This is a genomic window from Prevotella sp. P5-64, assembly GCF_002251285.1.
Lineage (GTDB): Bacteria > Bacteroidota > Bacteroidia > Bacteroidales > Bacteroidaceae > Prevotella.
This window is the reverse complement of sequence record NZ_NPJK01000035.1, coordinates 38996-60726: the sequence shown is the minus strand read 5'-3', so window position 1 is coordinate 60726 and position 21731 is coordinate 38996. Positions and strand designations below refer to the sequence as shown.

General features: G+C 47.9%; 20 protein-coding genes. 14 read left to right on the top strand and 6 right to left on the bottom strand.

Going from position 1 to position 21731, the window contains the following annotated elements; translation table 11 throughout:
- Positions 1-14: 14 nt before the first annotated feature.
- The 4 genes from rplU to CIK87_RS06410 form a co-directional block, all read right to left on the bottom strand.
- Positions 15-332, bottom strand: coding sequence for a 50S ribosomal protein L21 (gene rplU, locus CIK87_RS06425; protein ID WP_022311012.1), 318 nt, complete (start codon positions 330-332; stop codon positions 15-17).
- Positions 333-496: 164 nt separating this feature from the next.
- Positions 497-2875 carry a TonB-dependent receptor gene (locus CIK87_RS06420; protein ID WP_094386636.1) on the bottom strand — a complete coding sequence of 793 codons (2379 nt, stop codon included), beginning with the start codon at positions 2873-2875 and terminating at the stop codon, positions 497-499.
- A gap of 34 nt (positions 2876-2909) precedes the next feature.
- On the bottom strand, positions 2910-3845 hold the full coding sequence (locus CIK87_RS06415; protein WP_158216215.1) for a GNAT family N-acetyltransferase: 936 nt from the start codon (positions 3843-3845) through the stop codon (positions 2910-2912).
- Positions 3846-4003: 158 nt separating this feature from the next.
- The gene (locus CIK87_RS06410) at positions 4004-4642 is read right to left on the bottom strand and encodes a hypothetical protein (RefSeq protein WP_094386426.1); all 639 of its coding nucleotides are present in this window, start codon (positions 4640-4642) and stop codon (positions 4004-4006) included.
- A 388-nt stretch (positions 4643-5030) separates the two neighbouring features.
- Here CIK87_RS06410 and CIK87_RS06405 point away from each other — a divergent pair, with 388 nt between their 5' ends.
- From CIK87_RS06405 to CIK87_RS06340, 14 genes are all read left to right on the top strand, one after another.
- Positions 5031-5561, top strand: coding sequence for a nitroreductase family protein (locus CIK87_RS06405; RefSeq protein ID WP_022311008.1), 531 nt, complete (start codon positions 5031-5033; stop codon positions 5559-5561).
- Positions 5554-6072: an HAD family hydrolase gene (locus tag CIK87_RS06400; RefSeq protein ID WP_094386424.1), complete on the top strand. Its 519-nt coding sequence runs from the start codon at positions 5554-5556 to the stop codon at positions 6070-6072. Before CIK87_RS06405 ends, CIK87_RS06400 begins: the two co-directional genes overlap by 8 nt.
- Positions 6073-6091: 19 nt before the next feature.
- Positions 6092-6661 (top strand): Maf-like protein, encoded by a 570-nt coding sequence (locus tag CIK87_RS06395; RefSeq protein WP_094386422.1) that lies wholly within the window; start codon positions 6092-6094, stop codon positions 6659-6661.
- Positions 6662-6890: 229 nt separating this feature from the next.
- Positions 6891-7886, top strand: a complete 996-nt coding sequence (locus CIK87_RS06390; RefSeq protein ID WP_022311005.1) for a MoxR family ATPase — start codon at positions 6891-6893, stop codon at positions 7884-7886.
- Positions 7886-8761: a DUF58 domain-containing protein gene (locus CIK87_RS06385; protein ID WP_094386420.1), complete on the top strand. Its 876-nt coding sequence runs from the start codon at positions 7886-7888 to the stop codon at positions 8759-8761. The genes CIK87_RS06390 and CIK87_RS06385 overlap by 1 nt, the downstream gene beginning before the upstream one ends.
- A 24-nt stretch (positions 8762-8785) precedes the next feature.
- On the top strand, positions 8786-9859 hold the full coding sequence (locus CIK87_RS06380; protein ID WP_094386418.1) for a hypothetical protein: 1074 nt from the start codon (positions 8786-8788) through the stop codon (positions 9857-9859).
- A gap of 2 nt (positions 9860-9861) precedes the next feature.
- Positions 9862-10860, top strand: a complete 999-nt coding sequence (locus CIK87_RS06375; RefSeq protein ID WP_022311002.1) for a VWA domain-containing protein — start codon at positions 9862-9864, stop codon at positions 10858-10860.
- Positions 10861-11883 carry a VWA domain-containing protein gene (locus tag CIK87_RS06370; RefSeq protein WP_094386416.1) on the top strand — a complete coding sequence of 341 codons (1023 nt, stop codon included), beginning with the start codon at positions 10861-10863 and terminating at the stop codon, positions 11881-11883.
- Positions 11880-12554: a tetratricopeptide repeat protein gene (locus CIK87_RS06365; RefSeq protein WP_022311000.1), complete on the top strand. Its 675-nt coding sequence runs from the start codon at positions 11880-11882 to the stop codon at positions 12552-12554. The genes CIK87_RS06370 and CIK87_RS06365 overlap by 4 nt, the downstream gene beginning before the upstream one ends.
- A gap of 40 nt (positions 12555-12594) precedes the next feature.
- The gene (locus tag CIK87_RS06360; RefSeq protein WP_094386635.1) at positions 12595-15177 is read left to right on the top strand and encodes a BatD family protein; all 2583 of its coding nucleotides are present in this window, start codon (positions 12595-12597) and stop codon (positions 15175-15177) included.
- A gap of 16 nt (positions 15178-15193) precedes the next feature.
- Complete coding sequence (locus tag CIK87_RS06355) at positions 15194-15880, top strand: phosphatase PAP2 family protein (protein WP_094386413.1); 687 nt, start codon at positions 15194-15196, stop codon at positions 15878-15880.
- Positions 15880-17130 (top strand): S-adenosylmethionine:tRNA ribosyltransferase-isomerase, encoded by a 1251-nt coding sequence (locus CIK87_RS06350; RefSeq protein ID WP_094386411.1) that lies wholly within the window; start codon positions 15880-15882, stop codon positions 17128-17130. The genes CIK87_RS06355 and CIK87_RS06350 overlap by 1 nt, the downstream gene beginning before the upstream one ends.
- A 19-nt stretch (positions 17131-17149) precedes the next feature.
- Positions 17150-18286, top strand: a complete 1137-nt coding sequence (locus tag CIK87_RS06345; RefSeq protein WP_094386409.1) for a DUF2027 domain-containing protein — start codon at positions 17150-17152, stop codon at positions 18284-18286.
- 25 nt (positions 18287-18311) lie between these two features.
- Complete coding sequence (locus tag CIK87_RS06340; RefSeq protein WP_022310995.1) at positions 18312-20240, top strand: NAD(+) synthase; 1929 nt, start codon at positions 18312-18314, stop codon at positions 20238-20240.
- Positions 20241-20319: 79 nt separating this feature from the next.
- Here the strand turns inward: CIK87_RS06340 and xpt are convergent, their stop codons facing one another.
- Entirely contained in the window at positions 20320-20889 is a 570-nt protein-coding gene (gene xpt / locus CIK87_RS06335; RefSeq protein WP_094386407.1) for a xanthine phosphoribosyltransferase, read from the bottom strand.
- 46 nt (positions 20890-20935) lie between these two features.
- Entirely contained in the window at positions 20936-21727 is a 792-nt protein-coding gene (gene nudC, locus CIK87_RS06330) for an NAD(+) diphosphatase (RefSeq protein WP_094386404.1), read from the bottom strand.
- Positions 21728-21731 lie beyond the last annotated feature (4 nt).

Sequence of the window (21731 nt, the reverse complement as noted above, 5' to 3'; positions counted from 1 at the left end):
CTGAAATCCTCCTTTTAAGCGACTACTTGTTTAACTTCTACCTGTGTGAACTGGGCGCGGTGACCATTCTTCTTACGATAGTCCTTGCGACGCTTCATCTTGAAAACGATGACCTTGTCACCCTTAACAAGAGGATTCACAACCTCTACTACTACTTTGGCACCTTCAACAGTTGGTGCACCGACTGTGACAGCTCCGTCTTTGTCGACGAGGAGCACTTTGTCAAATTCAACGGTCTTACCAGCCTCGGCATCCTTGATACGGTGAACGAAGAGCTTCTGGCCTTCCTCTACCTTGAACTGCTGACCGTTAATTTCTACAATTGCGTACATTTGTTATAAAATATAAGTTTTTCCGACAGGCGCCTGATGGTGTTTCAGAACTTGTTCGAGCCCGTACGGACTAAATCGGCTGCAAAATTACTAATTTTTATGGACATAGGCGTTTGTGCCAACTGTTTATTTCTCCGATATTAAGCATATTTAACGTATTGCAGTTAGAATTCAAAGAGCACGCGGGCGTTGAGCATACGGCCGGTGAGATAGTTGGGGACAGCGTATTGCTGATTGGTGACGTCGGTAATCCAATAATAGCTGTTTACATTGTTGATGCCGAGCAAGTTGAGACAGTCTACGCCAAGCCAGACATTCCTGAACGGCATATTCTTCCTCTTTGCTTCATTCTCAAACAATCGATAGCTCATTCCAATATCTGCGCGTTTGTATGCAGGGGCTCTGAAAGAGTTGCGCTCGGTTTCTCTGTGAGGCGCCGAGAATGGCAGACCGTCGGCAAAGGCAAGGCGAAGAGCCATCTTCCATCTGTCGGTTCCGGGGAAGTAATCTGTAAAGAACAGGTTCATGGCCCACCGCTGGTCTGTGGGCAACGGCATGGAGTGGCCGTTCAGCTTCATTTGGGTTTTCATCAAGGATAGTGATATCCAAGAGTCTGTTCCTGGTACAAATTCACCATACAGCTTCATGTCCAGTCCAGCTGCATAACCGCTGCAGATGTTGTCACCATAATATACCACCTTTACATTATTAATAGAGTAGGGTATCAGGTTCTGCAGTATCTTGTAATATGCTTCGGCTGTAAATCGGAAAGGGCGGTTCATGCTTCTGAAGCGATAGTCATAACCCGCAACGAAGTGTATCGATCGTTGGCTTTTTATCTTTTCGTTCAGCCGTGCCACGGTTACATGGTTGACGGTAGTAGTATCACGAAGCTCTTTGAAGAAGGGCGCTTGGTAGTAGATGCCGGTTGCGATGCGCAGTGTGGTGTTTGGCGACCAAGCCGGAATGATGCCCAATGAGATGCGGGGCGACAAGATTGTTTCCTTGTTGAAGTTCCAGTGGCTCATACGCAGTCCGTAGTTGAGCGTATAGAGGGTAGTGGCGCTGTCCGTACCCGATGTAAATCGCCACGTATCCTGTATATATGACTCTATGCGAGAAGCATCCAGCTGGTTTCGGGTGCGCATGGAGTATATCATATACAGGTCCTCGCCGGTATTGGGTACGTTGTAACCAGCCGAATCACGCATCTCATATTCTATGGAGTTCTCTTTGATATGCTCCCTTTTGAGCGTCAATGCGGCTTCGATGTCGTGCTTCTTGATTTTGCTTGTCAGCATCAGCTTCAGACTTTGCACGCGGGCTTGGAGATAGTTGCGGGCGCTCTCGAAATACGTTCCGACAGCCATATTCTCATTGGTCTCGGTCTGGGTGAGCCAGTATTGGCCCTGTATGTCGTAGGTCTCACGCTCTTTGGTTGAGAATGCCGATGCAATGAGTGACAACCGCGTCTTGCTGTTAAGGTTTCGGTTGATTGCCAATGAACCAAAATAGGTGCGGAAGAGGTCTTTCTCCTGGCCGTCAAAATAGACCTTGAAATTCATTACGTTCTGCATCGTGCCGAAGGCCGTGTTGCGGTCTTTGGGATAGAAGTTGTAGTGACTTTCCGAGATGTTACCGATGAAATCAATCTGCCAACGCTTGTCGGGAGTATAGCTCAGATAGGTCTGATAGTCCAGGAAGTTAGGCTTGTACTCTCCGTTTTCCTGCAGCGACCCCAAAAGATATTTATTGGTTTTGTATCTCACGCCATTGGCCCACGCTATCTTCTTGTTGGCCAAGCCCACATAGGCGCTTGCGCCCAACAGGCTTGCCGAAGCATTGGCTTCAAACCGCTGTGGCCGTTTATAGGTGATGTCGAGAGCCGATGACATCTTGTCGCCATACTTTGCCTCAAATCCTCCAGTCGAGAACCCAATCTTCGCCACCATGTCTGGATTGATTACCGATAAGCCCTCCTGTTGTCCAGACCTCACAAGGAATGGGCGGAAGACCTCTACATTATTAATATATACGCTGTTCTCGTCAAAAGAGCCTCCTCTTACGTTGTATTGAGAGCTCAGTTCGCTATGGGTTGATACTCCCGCCTGACTTTGTATGAGCTCTTCCACTGCATTGCCACCCACTGAGGGCGACATCTTCATGTCCTTGGTCTTCAGTTCCTGAGTCTGGCCGGTCTGTATCTTTTCTCCTTTCACTTCGACTTCGCCGAGCGTGTTGACGTCGGCATACATGACCACGTGGAGGTTCTGTCTGCCACGAGGGTTGCGCAGTACGCGGGTCTTGGCACGATAACCCAGCATCGAGAAGCGTATGACCACCGAGTCGGCAGAGTGGAGGGTGAGGGTGAATGAACCCTTGGCAGACGTGAGAGCCACCTTGCCTTGGCGGGCACAGGTTACAGACGCAAACTCGATGGGATTGTCCTTGTCGTCGGTAACCCGTCCTTGCAAGACAAAGCTCTGACTATATGTAGAGAGGCATACTGAAGCCAGCAAAGCCAATAATACGAATTGTTTCATAACCATATAACGCAAGATAGGGCCGATTATTGTGTCAGCCCACTATCCACTTGCAAATAATCGTATTGACAAGCGGAACATTCAGGTGGTACCATCTGTACTTGTTGGTTGAAACCGCACCGAGATTTAGCATCATCTTCGTCAGTGTGTTGTGCATGGAGGGCTGACCGGCGTCGACGATGAAGAATTTGCCGCAGTCCCGACGATAGGCCTCTTCGATGGCATGCCATACAGAGATGTGGAATGCATGATTCTTGGGAACCAATTTTTTGTTCGTCACGGCATAACAGCCATACGCATTGCCATTGGCGAAGAGGCATACACATCCGGCAACCACTTTGTTGCCGTTGGTCGTGACATAGATTTTGATTTGTGGATTGTGATGATACTCACGGATAAGTTCCTTGTTGGGCAGAAAACTTTGAAGCACGTAGCGATAGGACTTCTTGAGGAGCTTGCAGAACTCCTTGACCTCTGCGTCGCTGGTCGCTTCGCGCGTCTGCAGACCCATTTCCGTGAGTTCTTTGAGGTATCTGCTGCTTTTCAGACTCAATCTGTCTGTCGGGTTTGCCTCCTTCAGGTCCAGGTGAGTCTCCATCCAGCCGGTGGGGAAGTAACCGCAGGCTCTCAGATGTTGATAACCATACATCTTGAAAGGTATGTTGGAGAACTCGATGTATAGACACAGCTTCATTTTCAATATCCTTGTCAGTCGTCCGAGCAACATTCCGAATATCTCCTGGGGATTGGCATTGTCGGTATAGTCGCCTGTGCCGAAGACGCGGGCTTGCTTGTACAGATAGAGCGGCAACAGGCTCTTGCGCCAACGGGTCACAGCCAGCAGCTGACCCACTACTTGTCCGTTTTCATCTTCAGCTATGGCCATATAAGGGGTATGGCCTGGTGCCTGTTCATACATTCTGAACAGTACAAGGCTGTGCTGAAACTGCCAGCTTGCCGATTGTGGCATATCTGTGCCTCTTGATATGATGCGCGTTCGTATTTGGTGCATTTGGCAAATATACGAATTACATTTGTAACTGCCAAAACAAATGCAGAATTTATACCTGCCGGAGCATATTGCCCCTTGCGAGTATAAAATCTGCCATCTGTCATGTCTGTGATTATCTACAGCTGTTCGCGGCTTAGCACATAGACAAGCGCACTTGCTCTGCCGTCTCTCCTGATAGGCGATAGTGGCGTCCGGGAGATTTCCTGCAACTCGCGCGAAGCTGCGCAGTGCGACTGCCGGGTAAGGCGAGCATAATCACCGACGCGCATGAAGGGATGGGCTCCATCGCTCAGATAGCCGACGGCAAGGCCGATACGCTCTTCCTTGCTGTAGGGCGACTTGCGCAGCCGGTGCTCTTTGTCGCGTACCAAGGTGCATTGCGAGGAAATCGTGCGGACCAGCTGCGAGGCTGCCCTGTAGATTATGCCCGTCACCTTCAGACTTCTTGCGTTGGTTTCTTTTCCCGTGTCCGAACCAGTCAGGTCTTTGGGCATCGTCATGCCGACAGACGCCCTGAAAGTCCCGATGCCGTCGATTGTCACCGAATTGCCAGAAGCCATTTCCAGCGACATCTGCTTGCCGATGGCTGCGATTACCTGTACCACCTGTCCCTTGTCAAGGCCCGAACCGGGATAGGTAAGGCGTCTTACCAGTTCGTCGAAGTCAATGTTCTCGTTGACTTTCATGCGGTAATAGAATTTCTTTTCGCCCGTGTTTCTGAGGTCGGGCATCTCCTGTTTGAAATACTTTGCCATAGTTAGATGCAATAAGTCAGTAAATAGTTTGATGTGTAATTCATGGTGCAAATGTAAGCATAATTTTCTCTTACCACCAAATCCAAAGTTAGTCTAAGGCGCGATTTAACAGATGTCAACCATCGTTTAATAATTTCACACTTCGCCCTCGCCGTTTCATGGTTTACAATCAGTTTTTGCTTGGTCTGCAATCAGTTTTTGCTTAGACTACGGCATGTATGGCTGCGTCGTCTATATACTCATTGCGACCACCGGAAACCGGTCAATTATCGTGAAAGTGAGGAAAAATGTCGGAAATTATTTTGAATTCTTCTTCGCTATCACTAACTTTGTATCAGATAATAACGACGGCGGATAGCACCGTTGTCACATTAATCAGTAAAGACGTATGGATTTCAAAGATTTAGTAGCACATCGACGCAGTCATCGCCGTTTCAGTGATGAAGAGATTGCCCCCGAGGCTCTGCAGCTCATACTGCGGTCGGCGCTTATGTCGCCGACATCCAAAAGTAGCCGCAAATGGCATTTTGTAGTGGTAGACGACAAGGTGGCGCTCGAGAAGATGGCCGACGCCAAAGAGGCTGGAGCCGCCTTTCTCAAGGGTGCACCCTTGGCCATCGTGGTTTGCGCTCCCCCCGACGAGGATGAATGTTGGATAGAAGACGCGTCCATCGCTGCGGTTACCATACAGTATCAGGCTGCCGACCTGGGCTTGGGTTCCTGCTGGGCGCAGATGCACGGCCGCGGTCTCTCCGACGGTACCACCGCCGACGAGGTCATTCACGGCATCCTGGGACTCGATGATGCCTACAAGGTATTGTGTGTCATCGCTATAGGTCATTGTACCGATGAGCGCAAGCCTCAGAATGAAGATGCGCTGAAATGGGAAAATGTTACAATATACAACGGGAATGATTAATTACGATTTAACCAAGGTCAAGGCCATCATCTTCGATGTAGATGGCGTGCTTTCGGCCGAAACGATAGGCATGGATGACGAGGGCCAGCCTCTGCGCACGGTCAACATCAAGGATGGCTATGCCATACAGCTTGCCTGCAAGATGGGGCTGCATATAGCCATCATGACTGGTGGCCGTTCGGAAGCTATTGTCAAACGATACACCTACCTCGGGGTAGGCGATGTCTACATCAACTGCTCTATGAAGATGGAGACCTATCAGGAGTTCAAGGCAAAGAACAATCTGGATGACAGCGAGGTTATCTATGTGGGCGACGACATCCCCGACTATCAGGTGATGCGTCGCTGCGGTTGTCCGTGTTGCCCCGCCGACGCCTGTTCCGATATCCAGGAAATCAGCACCTATGTCAGCCGCTGCAAGGGTGGTTACGGCGTAGGCCGCGACATCATCGAGCAGGTGCTCATGGCTCAGGGAAAATGGTTGAGCGACAGCAAGGCTTTCGGTTGGTAATCGTATTAATATCAAGACGATGATAGATACTCCTTATCATATAATCCTTGCCTCCAACTCTCCCCGCAGGAAAGAACTTCTGGGCGGATTGGACTTGGAATACGAAGTGCGCGTGGTTCCCGGTATCGAGGAAAACTATCCCGACGGACTTACCCCCGAGCAGATACCCCAATATCTGGCTTGCCAGAAGGCTCAAGCCTATACGCTGAGTGCCGGAGAGATGCTGATAACCGCCGATACCGTTGTGGTGTTGGACGGAGAGGTTCTGGGCAAACCTGCCGATGAAGCCCAGGCCAAAGCAATGCTGGCTAAACTGAGCGGCAAGACACATACCGTGGTCACCGGCGTGGCTCTTACTACCCTGGCCAAACAGCACGCCTTCCACGTGGTGACAGAGGTAACCTTCAAGCAGTTTACCCAGCAGGAAATCGATTACTATGTGACTACCTATCGCCCCCTGGACAAGGCCGGTGCCTATGGCATCCAAGAGTGGATAGGTTTCATAGGTGTCACTGCGCTCAAAGGTAGTTTCTTCAATGTGATGGGGCTGCCAGTACAACGCATATACGAAGAGATATTCAAGTTCTGAGTATCCCCCAATGAAGTAAGGACAAATCCCGTTTTGGCATGTCGCGATGCAGCCTGCCAAAACGGGATTTCCCTTGTGCAGTGGCTATCTGCGGCGCTTGCAACATGCAATTTTTCTTAAAATAAAGTGATATTTCTCCTTTTTTAATATAATTTAGAACCTATCTTTCGGCTCTATGTTTGTTTTGTAGTACTTTTGCACCAAAATCAACATAAAAGCAAAAAAGATTATGGCAGAAGCTATCGATATCCGCGAACTCAATGTGCGGATAGAACAACAAAGTACCTTTGTCACCAATCTGACAACAGGTATGGATCGCGTAATAGTAGGACAAAAACATCTGGTTGACTCGCTTCTTATTTCCCTCTTGAGCGATGGTCATATATTGTTGGAAGGCGTACCCGGCCTGGCAAAGACTCTGGCGATAAAGACCCTGTCACAGTTGATAGACGCCAAATATAGCAGAATACAGTTTACTCCCGACTTGTTGCCTGCCGACGTTGTAGGAACAATGATTTATAGTCAGAAAGAGGAAGCCTTCCAGGTCAAGAAGGGCCCTGTATTTGCCAATTTTGTACTTGCCGATGAGATAAACCGAGCTCCCGCCAAGGTGCAAAGCGCTCTGCTCGAGGCCATGCAGGAACACCAGGTGACTATTGGTGACAATACGTTCAAGCTGCCTACTCCCTTCCTGGTTATGGCTACCCAGAACCCCATTGAACAGGAAGGCACCTACCAGCTTCCCGAAGCCCAGGTAGACCGTTTCATGCTCAAGGTCATCATAGACTATCCCACACTGGAAGAGGAGAAGAAGATTATGCGTGAAAACCTTGTGGGCGGTCTTCCACAGGTAATGCCTGTGACAACCGCCGAAGAGATAATGCGTGCGCGTGAGGTGGTAAGCCAGGTTTATATCGATGAAAAGATAGAGCAGTACATCGCCGACATCGTATTTGCCACACGTTATCCCGACCGTTATAATCTCAAGGAGCTCAGCGACCTGATTACCTTCGGTGGCAGCCCCCGTGCCAGCATCAATCTGGCCAAGGCCGCCCGTGCCTATGCCTTCATCAAGCATCGCGGTTATGTGGTGCCCGAGGATGTGCGTGCCGTCGCTCACGACGTTTTGCGCCATCGCGTAGGATTGAGCTATGAGGCAGAGGCCAACAATGTCACTGCCGAAGAAATCGTATCCAAGATTATCAATAAAGTTGAAGTTCCTTGATGGAAACATCTGAAATCTTAAAGAAGGTCAGGAAGATAGAGATAAAGACTCGTGGATTGAGTCAGAACATCTTCGCCGGACAGTATCACTCAGCCTTCAAAGGAAGAGGTATGGCCTTTTCCGAGGTTCGTGAATACCAGTATGGCGACGACGTGAGAGATATCGATTGGAATGTAACCGCCCGTTTCCACCGTCCTTATGTCAAGGTGTTTGAAGAAGAGCGCGAACTTACGGTGATGCTCCTTGTCGACGTCTCGGGTTCGCTCGACTTCGGTACGTCGCATCAGTTGAAGCGCGAGATGGTTGCCGAGATTGCTGCCACGCTGGCTTTCAGCGCCATACAGAACAATGACAAGATTGGCGTGATACTCTTTTCTGACCGGATTGAGAAATATATCCCGCCAAAGAAGGGCCGCAAGCACATCCTCTATGTTATCCGTGAGATGCTCAACTTCAAGCCCGAGAGCAAGCGTACGGACATCGGCATGGCTATCGAGTTTCTCACCCGTGTGGCCAAGCGTCGCTGTACGGCTTTTGTCTTAAGCGACTTCTATACACGCAACGACTTTGAAAAGCAGTTGCAGATAGCCAGCCAGAAACACGACATCGCCTCGATACAGGTCTATGACCCGCGTGCCAAAGAGCTACCCGATGTAGGATTGCTCAAGGTGTGTGATGCCGAAACCGGCCACGAGACTTATATCGACACTTCGAGCAAGAAGCTGCGCCAGGCTCATGCCAATTATTGGCGCCAGCGGGAGAGTGTGCTCAGGCAGACTTTCGTCAAATGTAATGTCGACTGGGTGTCGGTGGCTACAAATGAAGACTATGTGCGCAGTCTGATGTTGCTCTTCGCCCAGCGTGGACATAGTTAAGTATGAATAGAGAATAAGTAGTTTATGTATTTTAGATATTTGCTTTTATCAATGTGTTGTCTGCTGCTGGGCGTAAAGTCGTCAGCACAGGTAAGCGTTGAAGCCAAAATCGACTCCATAAGCATTCTTGTGGGTGAGCAGACCAACCTGGAGGTTGCCGTCACAGCCCGCAAAGGAGCAAAAATCGTATGGCCCAACATCAAACCGTCGCACTATCTCGTTCCCGGTGTCGAAATCATTGATGTGGCCGATGGCGACACTTCGGAAGTGGACAACAACGTAAGGATAAGTAAAAGAATTACATTGACATCTTTCGATGAGAAACTCTATCCTATACCCGGCATGAAGGTAAAGGTGGATGGAAAGCCCTATGAGGCCAACCAGTTGGCACTGAAGGTAATGACTATCGATGTCGACACGCTTCATCCCAATCAGTTCTATCCTCCCAAGACCGTGCAGAACAATCCGTTCTTGTGGAGTGAATGGAGCGGTCTGTTCTGGATGAGCGTATTGGTACTGGCGCTGATGGGTGGTATCTTCTACCTGTATATCCGTCTGCGTGAAAACAAGCCAATCATTGCCAAGATACGTATTGTCAAGAAGGTGCTGCCTCACCAGCGTGCCCTCTCTGCCATGGAGAAAATCAAGGCAGAACATCTGGAACGTTCGGACGACCAGAAGACTTACTACACGCAACTCACTGATGCTCTGAGACAATATATCAATGAGCGTTTTGGTTTCAACGCCATGGAGATGACTTCCTCGGAGATTATCGAGCGTTTGCGGCAGAATGGCGACAAGAAGATGATAGGTGAACTCAAAGAGCTGTTTGAGACAGCCGACCTCGTGAAGTTTGCCAAGTACTCTACGCTCATCAACGAGAACGACCTGAACCTGGTAAACGCCATCAACTTCATCGACCAGACCAAGTTGGAGAATGTGCCTACCGAAGAGAGGGTAGTGCCTCAACTGAGTCAGGAAGACAAACGAACAAAGAATACACGACGCGCCATAAAATGGCTGTTAGCCCTATCCTCTACATTGGTGATAGTGCTATTGGCTTACATCATTTATAGTGCCATTCAACTAATCAGTTAAATATGGAATTTGCCAATAAAGAGTATTTCTTTCTGCTTCTCTTGCTGATACCTTATGTGCTTTGGTATTTTCTGTATCGCAAGAAGAATGAGCCCACAATACGAATGAGTGATACATTCGCATACCAATATGCTCCCAAAAGCTGGCGTATAAGGATTATCAACCTGCCGATGCTGCTGAGATGTATCACCTTTGTTCTGATAGTAATCATTCTGGCTCGGCCACAGACCCACAATGCATGGGATAAAAAGGAGGTCGAAGGCATCGATATCATGCTCGTCATGGACGTGTCGACCTCAATGTTGGCTGAAGACCTGCGCCCCAATCGTATAGAGGCCGCCAAGAATGTTGCCGCCGAATTTATCAATGGGCGTCCTAATGACAATATCGGCTTGACGATATTTGCAGGCGAGGCATTTACCCAGTGTCCGATGACAACCGACCATACATCGCTGCTCAACATGCTTCAAACCGTGCGCACGGACATCGCGGCAAGAGGCTTGATACAGGATGGAACAGCTGTAGGAATGGGTTTGGCAAGCGCGGTGGCACGACTGAAGGACTCAAAGGCCAAAAGCAAAGTGGTAATCCTGCTCACGGACGGTTCGAACAACATGGGAGACCTCTCGCCAATGACCTCGGCACAGATAGCCAAAAGCATGGGCATCCGCGTATATACCATCGGAGTGGGTACAAACAAGGTGGCACGTTATCCGGCGATAGTTGCTGGCGGCGTGCAGTATGTCAACATACCTGTAGAGATAGACACCAAGACGCTGAGTGATATAGCTGCCACAACGGATGGCAATTTCTATCGGGCAACCAACAATGCCGAGTTGAAGAATATCTACAAGGATATCGACAAGTTGGAGAAGACAAAGATGAACGTAAAGAAATTCTCTAAGAGATATGAGGCTTATCAGCCATTTGCCATTGCGGCCATCCTTTGTCTGCTTTTGGAAATATTATTAAGAACAACGGTATTAAGAAGAATTCCCTAAATTATGAGATTCGAAGATTCTATATATTTATGGTTACTGTGGGTGGTGCCGATACTTGCCTTCATCAGACTGGTAGTATGGCGCCAGCGGCATAACAAGTTCAAGAAATTTGGCGACCCCCAACTCTTGAAGTTGCTTATGCCTGATGCTTCTCCGTATAGACCTACGGTAAAATTCTGGCTTTGTCTTGCCGCATTGTCATTGCTGATTATTGTCCTCGCACGCCCGCAGATGGGTTCTAAGGTGTCGCAAGAAAAGCGAAACGGCATAGAGTTGATTATTGCAATGGATATCTCAAATTCGATGAAGGCACAGGATGTGGTTCCCTCGCGTCTGGACAAAGCCAAGTTTATGGTAGAAAGCCTGGTCGACAATTTCAATAATGACAAAGTGGGACTTGTGGTCTTCGCCGGCGATGCTTTTGTGCAGCTGCCGATAACCAGTGACTATGTATCAGCCAAGATGTTCCTGCAAAATATCAGTCCGTCGCTTATCAATACCCAAGGCACCGACATCGCTAAAGCCATTGACATATCCATGCACAGCTTTACACAACAGGAGAAGGTGGGTAAGGCTATAATCCTCATCACCGATGGTGAAGACCATGAAGGTGGCGCGTTGGAAGCAGCCAAAGCCGCAAAGAAGAAGGGTATCAATGTGTTTATCTTGGGCGTGGGTAGCGAAAAAGGTGCTCCAATTCCCAATGACGATGGTGGATACTTGACTGACAATACGGGGCAGACGGTTATGTCTGTTCTGAATGAAAAGATGTGTCGTGATATCGCTCAGGCAGGAAGTGGCATGTACATCCATGTAGACAATACAAGTGATGCGCAGGACAAACTGAACAACGAACTTGAAAAGTTGCAGAAGGGAGACTCTGACAGCGTGATTTACAGCGAATACAACGAGCAGTTTCAAGCATTTGCAATCTTGGCAATGATTCTTCTTATCATAGAAGCGTGTCTCCTGGAGGTGCGCAATCCCTTATTCAAGAACATCAAATTGTTTAAAAAGAAATGAGATTACGGTATATTTTCTTGATATCTATATTGCTTACTATCAGCGCTCATCTGTCAGCCCAGAATGACAGACAATTGGTGCGCATAGGTAACAGGTTCTTCTATGAACAGAATTACGCAAAAGCAGAAATTGAATATCGTAAGGCTATAGCCAGTAATGGCGGAAATACTCAGGCCATATACAACTTGGGGTGTGCGTTGCAAGCACAAAAGAAAGACTCTGCAGCGATAAAACAATATGAACTTGCAGGCAAAATCGAAACCAACAAGATAAGAAAGTCAAAGTCTTATCACAATATAGGCGTCATTTGCCAGTCTCACCAAATGTACAAGGAAGCCATCGAAGCCTATAAGGAAAGTCTGAGAAACAATCCTGCTGATAATGAGACTCGTTACAATTATGTATTGTGTAAGCGGTTGCAGAAAAATCAGAAGAATCAAAACGACAAGCAACAAAACAAAGACGACAATAAGGACAAAAAGAACAAGGACAAGAAACAAGAGAACAAGGATAATCAGCAGCAGAAGCAGCAGCAGAGTAATGAGCAAATGAGCAAAGACAATGCCGAGCAACTGCTTAATGCAGCTATCCAGGAAGAGAAGGCTACGCAGCAGAGACTGAAGAAATCGATGCAGAAGCCACAAAAGCGAAACTTGGACAAGAATTGGTGATTTTGTCAGATACGTGTTCTTTTTTATAATCGCAATCATAATGACAGACATATTGAATGAATTGAAGATGAAACGATATATATTGATACTCGTTGGTATTTATATTACAATGGCCATCAAGGGACAGCATATTAACGTTGCTGCCCCTTCTCGGGTTAATGTCGGTGAAAATTTCAGAGTGGCATATACAGTAAGCACTCAGGATGTCGATGATTTCAGATCAAACATGCGTTCTACTGACGAAGTCGAAGTCATCGCTGGACCTTATGCCTCCAAAGTCTCAAGTTTCAGTATGGTCAATGGTCATACAACTTCCAGTTCATCCATAACATACACATATACTCTATATGCCAACAAGGCCGGAATATTCACAGTTCCCGCCGCTCACGCTAAAATCCATGGCAAAACTATTGCCTCTCATAGTACAAAGATAACGATATCCGGTCAGGCGCGTAGCAACAATAACAATGCTCACAACAATCCAAACACTTCTGCCATCCATGAACAAGGTAGCAGAATATCTGGTAACGAACTCTTTATCAAGGTAAGTGCTAACAAACGCAAGGTTCATGAACAGGAGCCTATCTTACTGACTTACAAAGTGTATACAACGCTGGAGCTGACTCAGTTGGAAGGAAAGATGCCGGACTTGACAGGCTTCCATACACAAGAAGTCAAGTTGCCGCAACAGAAGAGTTTCCATATAGAGAGGGTTAATGGTCGTCCATATAGATGCGTAACATGGAGCCAGTACGTCATGTACCCTCAAATGACAGGTAGCTTGAAGATACCAAGCATCACTTTCCATGGTATCGTGGTTCAGGAGAATCGCTCGGTTGATCCTTTTGAGGCTTTCTTCAATGGCGGCTCTGGTTATGTGGAGGTAAAACGCGACATCGTTGCCCCGGGCTTGTCCGTTGAGGTAGAGCCGTTACCCACAAAACCGGCGAATTTCTCTGGCGGAGTCGGTAAATTCAATATCTCTGCCCAGGTAGACAACAAGGATATCAAGGCGGGTGAGCCTCTTAACTTCAGAGTCGTTATCGGTGGTTACGGCAACTTGAAACTTATCAAGCAGCCTGTTGTAAAGTTCCCCAAAGATTTCGACCAGTACGATGCAAAGATTACAGACAAGACCAAACTTACGTCCAATGGCTTGGAGGGAAACATGATTTATGACTTCCTTGCCGTTCCACGCAATCAAGGCAACTATACAATACCTCCCGTTGAGCTCGTCTACTATGATGTTGACCGCAATCAGTATCGCACAGTGAAAACCCAGGCCATTAATTTGCAGATAGCTAAAGGCGATGGCAAGAGTGGTAGTGTCTCTGACTATGCCAAAGATCAAAATACTGATATCCGTGGCATCAAAGAAGGCGGTGTCACAATCAAAGATTTCTCTTCAATGTTCTTTGGTAGCGTAGCCTATTGGACTTCATTGATTATTGTAGTCGTAATCTTTATCGTATTGCTGGTTGTTTTCAGAAAGAGGGCAGTCCTTAACGCCGACGTGGTCAGAATCAAGGGCAAGAAGGCCAACAGAATTGCAACCAAACGACTGAGGAAGGCAAGCAAACTGATGATACAAGGCAAATCCGATGAATTCTATGACGAGGTGCTTAGAGCTTTGTGGGGATATGTCGGCGACAAGTTGAATATGGCTATCGAAGAATTGTCAAGAGATAACATTTCGCAGACATTGGCCAATCACAGCGTTGATGATGCTACCATCCAGAAGTTTACTGATGCCTTGACAGAGTGCGAGTTTGAAAGATTTGCGCCCGGAGACCCAGCGGGCAACATGAACAAGACTTTTGAATCTGCAATGACTGCCATTATTGAAATTGAGAAAGTGATGAAAAAGAAGAACCGTATCAATACGAAAGCGTTGTTGGTAGTGATGGCGCTGGCAGTTTCATGCCAGGTTGGTGCTGTTACCAAAGAGAATGCTGACAAGGAATATAAGAGAGGTAACTACCAACAGGCCATACAGGATTATCAAGAGCTCCTGAAGAGCGGTAAATCTCCTGAGATTTATTATAATCTCGGCAATGCGTATTTCCGTTCTGACAACATTTCGCAATCAATTCTCGCCTACGAGCGTGCGTTGTTGTTGTCGCCCGGAGACGCTGATGTACGGTTTAACCTGAAATTTGCGCGCAACAAGACCATTGACAAGATAGTACCAGAAGACCAGATGTTTTTTAAGACATGGTATCAGTCACTGGTATTTTACACTGGCATTGATTCTTGGGCTATTGTCAGCCTAGTGTCCATCATCGGAGCATTGTCTTTGGTCCTTTTCTACTTATTTGGCAATCGAGTATTGGTCAGGAAGGTAGGTTTCTATGGCGCCTTAGTTCTTATCGTTGTCACCGCATTCAGCATGCTTTTCGCGCAACAACAAAAGGAGATGCTGTTACACAGAACAGGCGCAATTATCATTTCTTCCACGGTTAATGTGAAGAAGACGCCAGCTCCTACATCTACTGATGTTTATGTCTTGCATGAAGGTACGAAGGTAGACATAACAGACCAGTCCATAGAGGGTTGGTACGGCATCAAACTTGCTGATGGAAGAGAGGGATGGATTAAGTCTTCATCTTTGGAGAAGATATAATTAGCTGTAATAAAGCATGAATTATTCTACACTATATGACGCAGACAAAACCTTGCTGATGGTCTTCAATGGGAGCCATTGCGCCTTCGTTGACAGATTGGCAGTGACGCTGACTTGCGGCTATATGTGGATACTGCTTTATATTGCCCTCTTGCTGTTGGTCATAAATAACCATAAAACTGTGGTCCAAATCTCATTGGTCATAGGCATGGCTTTGCTTGCTATAGTCTTGAGCGAGGGAATGGCAGACTTGATAGTCAAGCCACTCGTTGCTCGACTTCGTCCCATCCATGATACACTTATGCAAGATTGTGTTCAGGTCGTCAACAATTATCGTGCAGAGGGATATAGTTTCTTCTCTGCCCATGCATCCAACACTATGGCTGTGGCCGTTTTCTTCAGTTTGTTAGTTAAGGACCGCCTCTTCGCATGTATCTTGATTGTCTGGGCGCTCGTCAATTGTTGGACGCGGCTTTATCTTGGCGTTCATTATCCGAGCGACATTATCGTTGGGGTGGTGTGGGGCAGTGTCAGCGGCCTTTTTGCCTATACTATATATAATAAGGTAAAAGACACAAGACGCGTTAGGGCCTCCGACGACGCCGCGACCACCTATATGGCGTATCTTCGTTCAGATATCAACAGAGTAATCTGCGTCATGGCGCTATTAGTTATATTCGCAATCATTTTTAGTTTGACATAATGGATACAAAACATATTAAAATCAGTGATTACAATTATCCGCTGCCCGATGAGAGGATAGCCAAATTTCCTCTTGCCCAGCGTGATCATAGCAAACTACTCCTGTATAAACACGGCGTAGTGTCGGAAGATATTTTCAATCATCTGCCCGACCATTTGCCGGCTGGTGCGTTGATGGTATTCAATAATACCAAAGTGATACAGGCGCGTATGCACTTCAGGAAGGAGACCGGCGCATTGATAGAGATATTCTTGATGGAGCCCGCTTTCCCCGTTGATTATGAGCAGATATTCCAGACGCGTCGCCACTGCGCGTGGAGGTGCATGATTGGTAACCTCAAGAAATGGAAGGAAGGTTCTCTGCATCGCGAGTTTGACATCAACGGCCATAAGTTTGTCCTCTCCGTCAGCCGCGACAACTCTCAGAACACAGAGGTCGCCACTGGCACCAACTTCTGGATTAACTTCGATTGGGATTCCGACGAGGTAAGTTTTGCGGAAATCTTGGATTCCATCGGCGAGCTTCCTATACCGCCATATCTTAACCGCGAGACACAGGAAAGTGACAAGACAACATATCAGACTGTCTATTCCAAGATAAGGGGTTCTGTAGCAGCCCCTACAGCAGGACTTCATTTCACCAAGGATGTCCTTGAGGCTTTAGATGACAAGGGTATTCACCGCGAGGAGTTGACGCTCCACGTAGGCGCAGGAACCTTCAAGCCGGTCAAGACCGAGCAGATATGTGCCCACGAGATGCATAGCGAGTATATTGTCGTCAAGCGTACCACCCTGCAAACCCTCTTGCAGCACGACTGTAAGGCCATCGCCGTGGGAACGACAAGCGTCCGCACACTTGAGAGTTTATATTATATGGGTGTCAAATTGCAGTATAATCCCAATGCTACTGAAGACGAGCTCCATGTCAATCAATGGGAGCCTTATGACGACAACCGTAATGGCAAGATAGTTGATGGCATCAGCCCATGTCAAGCGATTCTGAATATACTGACATATCTTGAGACAAACCATCTTGAGGCACTGCATACAAGCACACAGATTATTATAGCTCCGGGTTTTGAGTACAAGATAGTCAAGATGCTCGTCACCAATTTCCATCAGCCACAAAGCACATTGCTTTTGCTGGTAAGTGCATTTGTCAATGGAGACTGGCACAAGATATATGACTACGCGCTGAGCCACGATTTCCGTTTCCTCAGCTATGGAGACAGTTCATTATTAATTCCCTAATTATTGGAAACGTAAAGATATGAAAATAGGAGATAAAGTTAGCTTCCTCAGTGAAACCGGCGGCGGAGTCATTGCAGGATTTCAAGGTAAGAATATTGTCCTCGTTGAGGATGAAGACGGCTTCCAGATTCCAACCCCCATCAATGAGGTAGTGGTCATTGGCAATGACGATTATAGCATTGCCAAGGTAGTTGCCAAGACCGAAAGCAAGCCTAAAGACAACAAGAGTGTCAAGGCCCTGCTTGCAGATGGTACGGATTCCGATGTCGATACCGATGTCGAATATGTCGACATCGCCGACAAGGAAGTTACCTTTAAGATGCCAGCCGAAGAGCGCAAAGGCGGAAACGCTCTCTCATGCTATCTTGCCTTTGTCCCAATCAATATCAAGGAGATGACGACCACCCGGTTTGAAGCCTACCTTGTCAATGACTGCAACTATTGTCTGCAATACTCGTTCATGACTGCCGAAGGTAACGCCTGGACCCTACACTCACAGGGAGAAATCGAGCCCAATACATCTTTATATATAGAAGAGGTAGGAAGAGAAGAGCTCAACAGCCTTCTCAAGATGGGATTCCAACTCTTTGCCTACAAGAGAGACAAGTCTTTCATCCTTAAACCTGTCGTTGAGGTTCAACTTAGGCTTGACCCCATCAAGTTCTATAAACTCCACTCGTTCCAGAAGACCATTTATTTCGACACACCGGCATTGTTGTACACCATTGTAGAGGACGACAAGATTGCGCATCCTCTCCATATCGATGCAGCTGAATTGAAGAACAAGATGGCTGGCAATGTTGAACCTTCCCGTTTGGTGTCTGGCAAAGATACTGTCACCAAGCCACAGTCTGCACCGCGTCCGCGAAACAGCGACGAACTGGTTGTCGACCTGCACATTGACGCTCTTCTCGACAGCACTGCTGGCATGTCGCATGCCGATATCCTCAACTATCAGATTGGCAAGTTCCAGGAAGTGCTGGATAAATACAGCACCCAGAAGGGCAAGAAGATTATCTTTATCCATGGCAAGGGCGAGGGCGTGTTGCGCCATTCCCTCATCAATATGCTCAATTACAAATATAAGAGATACCAGTATCAGGATGCATCATTCCAGGAGTATGGTTATGGAGCAACTCAGGTAACTATCAGATAACTTAACCATTCACAAACAGAACATTATGAACTACGGATTTATAAAAGTCGCTTCGGCAGTTCCCTCTGTAAAGGTGGCAGATTGCAAATACAATGTCGAGCAGATAGAACAACAGATTATATTGGCCGAAGGGCAGGGGGTAGAGATTATTGTTTTCCCCGAACTGTCCCTTACTGGCTATACATGTCAGGACCTGTTTAGGCAGAACCTCTTGCTCGAAACCACAGAGAGTGCCATGCTCATGTTGCTCGACTTCACACGTCAGCTTAACATCATCTCCATCGTGGGTCTGCCCATCGCTGTTGGTGATTTGCTGCTCAACTGTGCCGCCATCATCCAGAAGGGCCAGATTTTGGGCATTGTTGCCAAGGAGTATCTGCCCAACTACAACGAGTTCTACGAGAAGCGTTGGTTTGCTTCTGTTCAAGACCTGCGCACTACCGAACTGCGCTTTGCCGGCAATCAGATTAACCTCTCCTTCACGCCGCAGATTTTTGTCACTTGCGATGGCGTAAGGTTTGGTGTCGAAATTTGCGAAGATGTCTGGGCCCCCACGCCTCCCAGCAATCACCTTGCGTTGGCAGGTGCCGATATCATCTTCAATCTTTCTGCCAGCGACGAACTGATTGGCAAGCACGATTATCTCTGCAAGTTGCTGGCTCAACAGAGCGCACGCACCATCACTGGATATGTCTATTCGAGTGCCGGCTTTGGCGAAAGCACCCAGGATGTAGTCTATGGCGGCAATGCATTGATATTTGAGAACGGCCATTTGCTGCAGAGCGGGCCGCGCTTTGCGATGACACCACAGATGCAGGTAGCTCAGATAGATGTTGAACGCCTGCGGACAGAGCGTCGAGGCAACACCACCTATGTCAATGCCCAGCGCCGAATGATAGGCGAAGACGTCATCTTCAAGAATGCCCACTCTATACTGCCCAAGGATTTCGTCCTGGAACGCCCAGTCGACGCCCATCCCTTTATACCTTCTCCCGACATGATGGAAAAGAGTTGTGAGGAAATATTGAACATCCAGGTTATGGGACTTGCCAAGCGCCTCGTTCACACCAGTTGCCAGAAGGTTGTCATCGGTATAAGCGGTGGACTCGATTCCACTTTGGCATTGTTGGTATGTGCCATGACATTCGACAAGTTAGGACTCGACCGCAGCGGAATTATCGGTGTGACCATGCCCGGTTTCGGCACCACTGACCGCACTTACACCAATGCCATCAAACTCATGCAGAGTCTCCACATTACCATCCGAGAGATAAGCATTGCCAAGAGCGTTACCCAGCACTTTGAGGATATTGGTCACGACATCTCTGTTCATGACACTACTTATGAGAACTCTCAGGCCCGAGAGCGTACCCAGATATTGATGGATGTAAGCAATCAGGAGGGTGGGCTCGTTATCGGTACGGGCGACCTGTCCGAGCTGGCTCTTGGTTGGTGTACGTACAATGGCGACCACATGAGCATGTATGCTGTCAATGCCAGCATCCCCAAAACACTTATTGCTTGTCTGGTCAAGTTTGTTGCTGGAACTATGGATGCCGACACCTCTGCCACTCTCCATGATGTGGTCGACACTCCCATCAGCCCCGAACTTGTTCCTGCCGACGAGGATGGCAATATCCAGCAGAAGACAGAGGACCTGGTTGGCCCCTACGAGCTCCACGACTTCTTCCTCTATTATTTCATGCGTCATGGATTCCGCCCGATGAAGATTTTCCTGCTTGCGCAGAAAGCCTTCGAAGGCCAGTACGACGATGACGTCATCAAGCATTGGCTCAAGACATTCTTCCGCCGCTTCTTCTCCCAGCAGTTCAAGCGCTCGTGCCTGCCCGACGGCCCCAAGGTTGGCAGCATCAGCCTGAGCCCTCGAGGAGACTGGCGTATGCCCAGCGATGCTTCGAGTGAGCTGTGGCTCAGAGAGTGTGAAATGCTCTAAGCCCGTCACCCACTTATAGAAATGATAAAGGCCATCTATTCAGCATAATAGATGGCCTTTATATTGATGATTGGTCGTATTATTCACGTATCTTGATTTGGCAGTCGTCGAGAGAGTCAATGATGGCGAGGCTCTCACAGCGTACGCCAGCCTCTTCGATGACTTCGCGACCATGCTGGAAGGCTTTCTCTATGATGAAACCCATGCCGACGAGCTCGCAGCCAGCCTGATTGCACAGGTCGATGATACCCTTGGCGGCATTGCCATTGGCGAGGAAGTCGTCAATAAACAGCACCTTGTCTTCGGCGGTGAGATACTCCTTCGAGATGATTACGTTGTACTCTCTCTGTTTGGTAAAGGAGAACACGGTGGTAGAAAGCAGGCCCTCCATTGTCGAGGGTTTTTTCTTCTTGGCAAATACCACCGGCAGGTCCAGCAGGAAGCCCATCATTACAGCTGGAGCGATGCCCGATGCTTCAATGGTAATAATCTTGTTGATTTCGGTGGATGCGTAGCGGCGTATAAATTCCACAGCTACCTGCTTCATCAGATTAGGGTCCATCTGATGGTTGATGAACTTGTCTACTTTCAAAATTCCTCCAGGATAACACTTACCCTCTTTCTTGATGCGGTCTATCAGAGTTTTCATCGCTTTGTATTGTTAAATTTCTTGACTATGTGTGTTGATATGTTTGCTATTTGTCTTTGTCTATGTTCTGCAGCCAGTTGTCTATCAGTTTTCGTGCCAATGACAGTTTTTCTGGTATCTGTGGGAGTTTGTCATAGCGGAACCACGCACCTTTACTCAACTCCGAGTATTGCAGATGCAGGTCGCCCGACTCGTACTCAGCATAGAAGCCCACCATCAGGCCGCAAGGGTAGGGCCAGGGCTGTGATGCCCAGTAGGTAAGGTTCTTGATGGTAAGCCCGGTTTCTTCCATGACCTCGCGGCGTACGGCTTCTTCGAGCGTTTCGCCTGTCTCAACAAATCCTGCCACCAGCCCGTAGAAATCTGTCTTGAAGTTTCGCGCGTGTACCAGCAGCACCTCGGGACCGCGGTGTATCAGCACGATGATCGCAGTGGCCAACTGCGGCCATATCTCCTTGCCGCAGTGCGTACACTTCTTGGATATGTCGGTGTGCATTGCCATAGGCGAACCGCAGCAGCCACAGTAGCGTGTGGTTGAGTCCCAATAGAGCAGCTCATGACATTTCCCCGCTTTCAGATAGAACTCGTTGGGAATTTTATAGAACGAAGGTCTCAACCCGCACATTTCATAGCGTCCGCTGTCATCCTGTATGGGTTCGCTGATGGCAAAAGCCTTGACCTGATGACCATCTTCAAAGGGCGAAACATTGAGTATATTGGTCCAGGGTTGGGTCTTCACCGGACTCTTGGGCCCACAGGGAATCATGTAGCTCCCATCTTCTTTGCGTTCCAGCAGCAGGCTGTCTTTGCAGAACACAAACCAATACGTATCGTTCATCGAC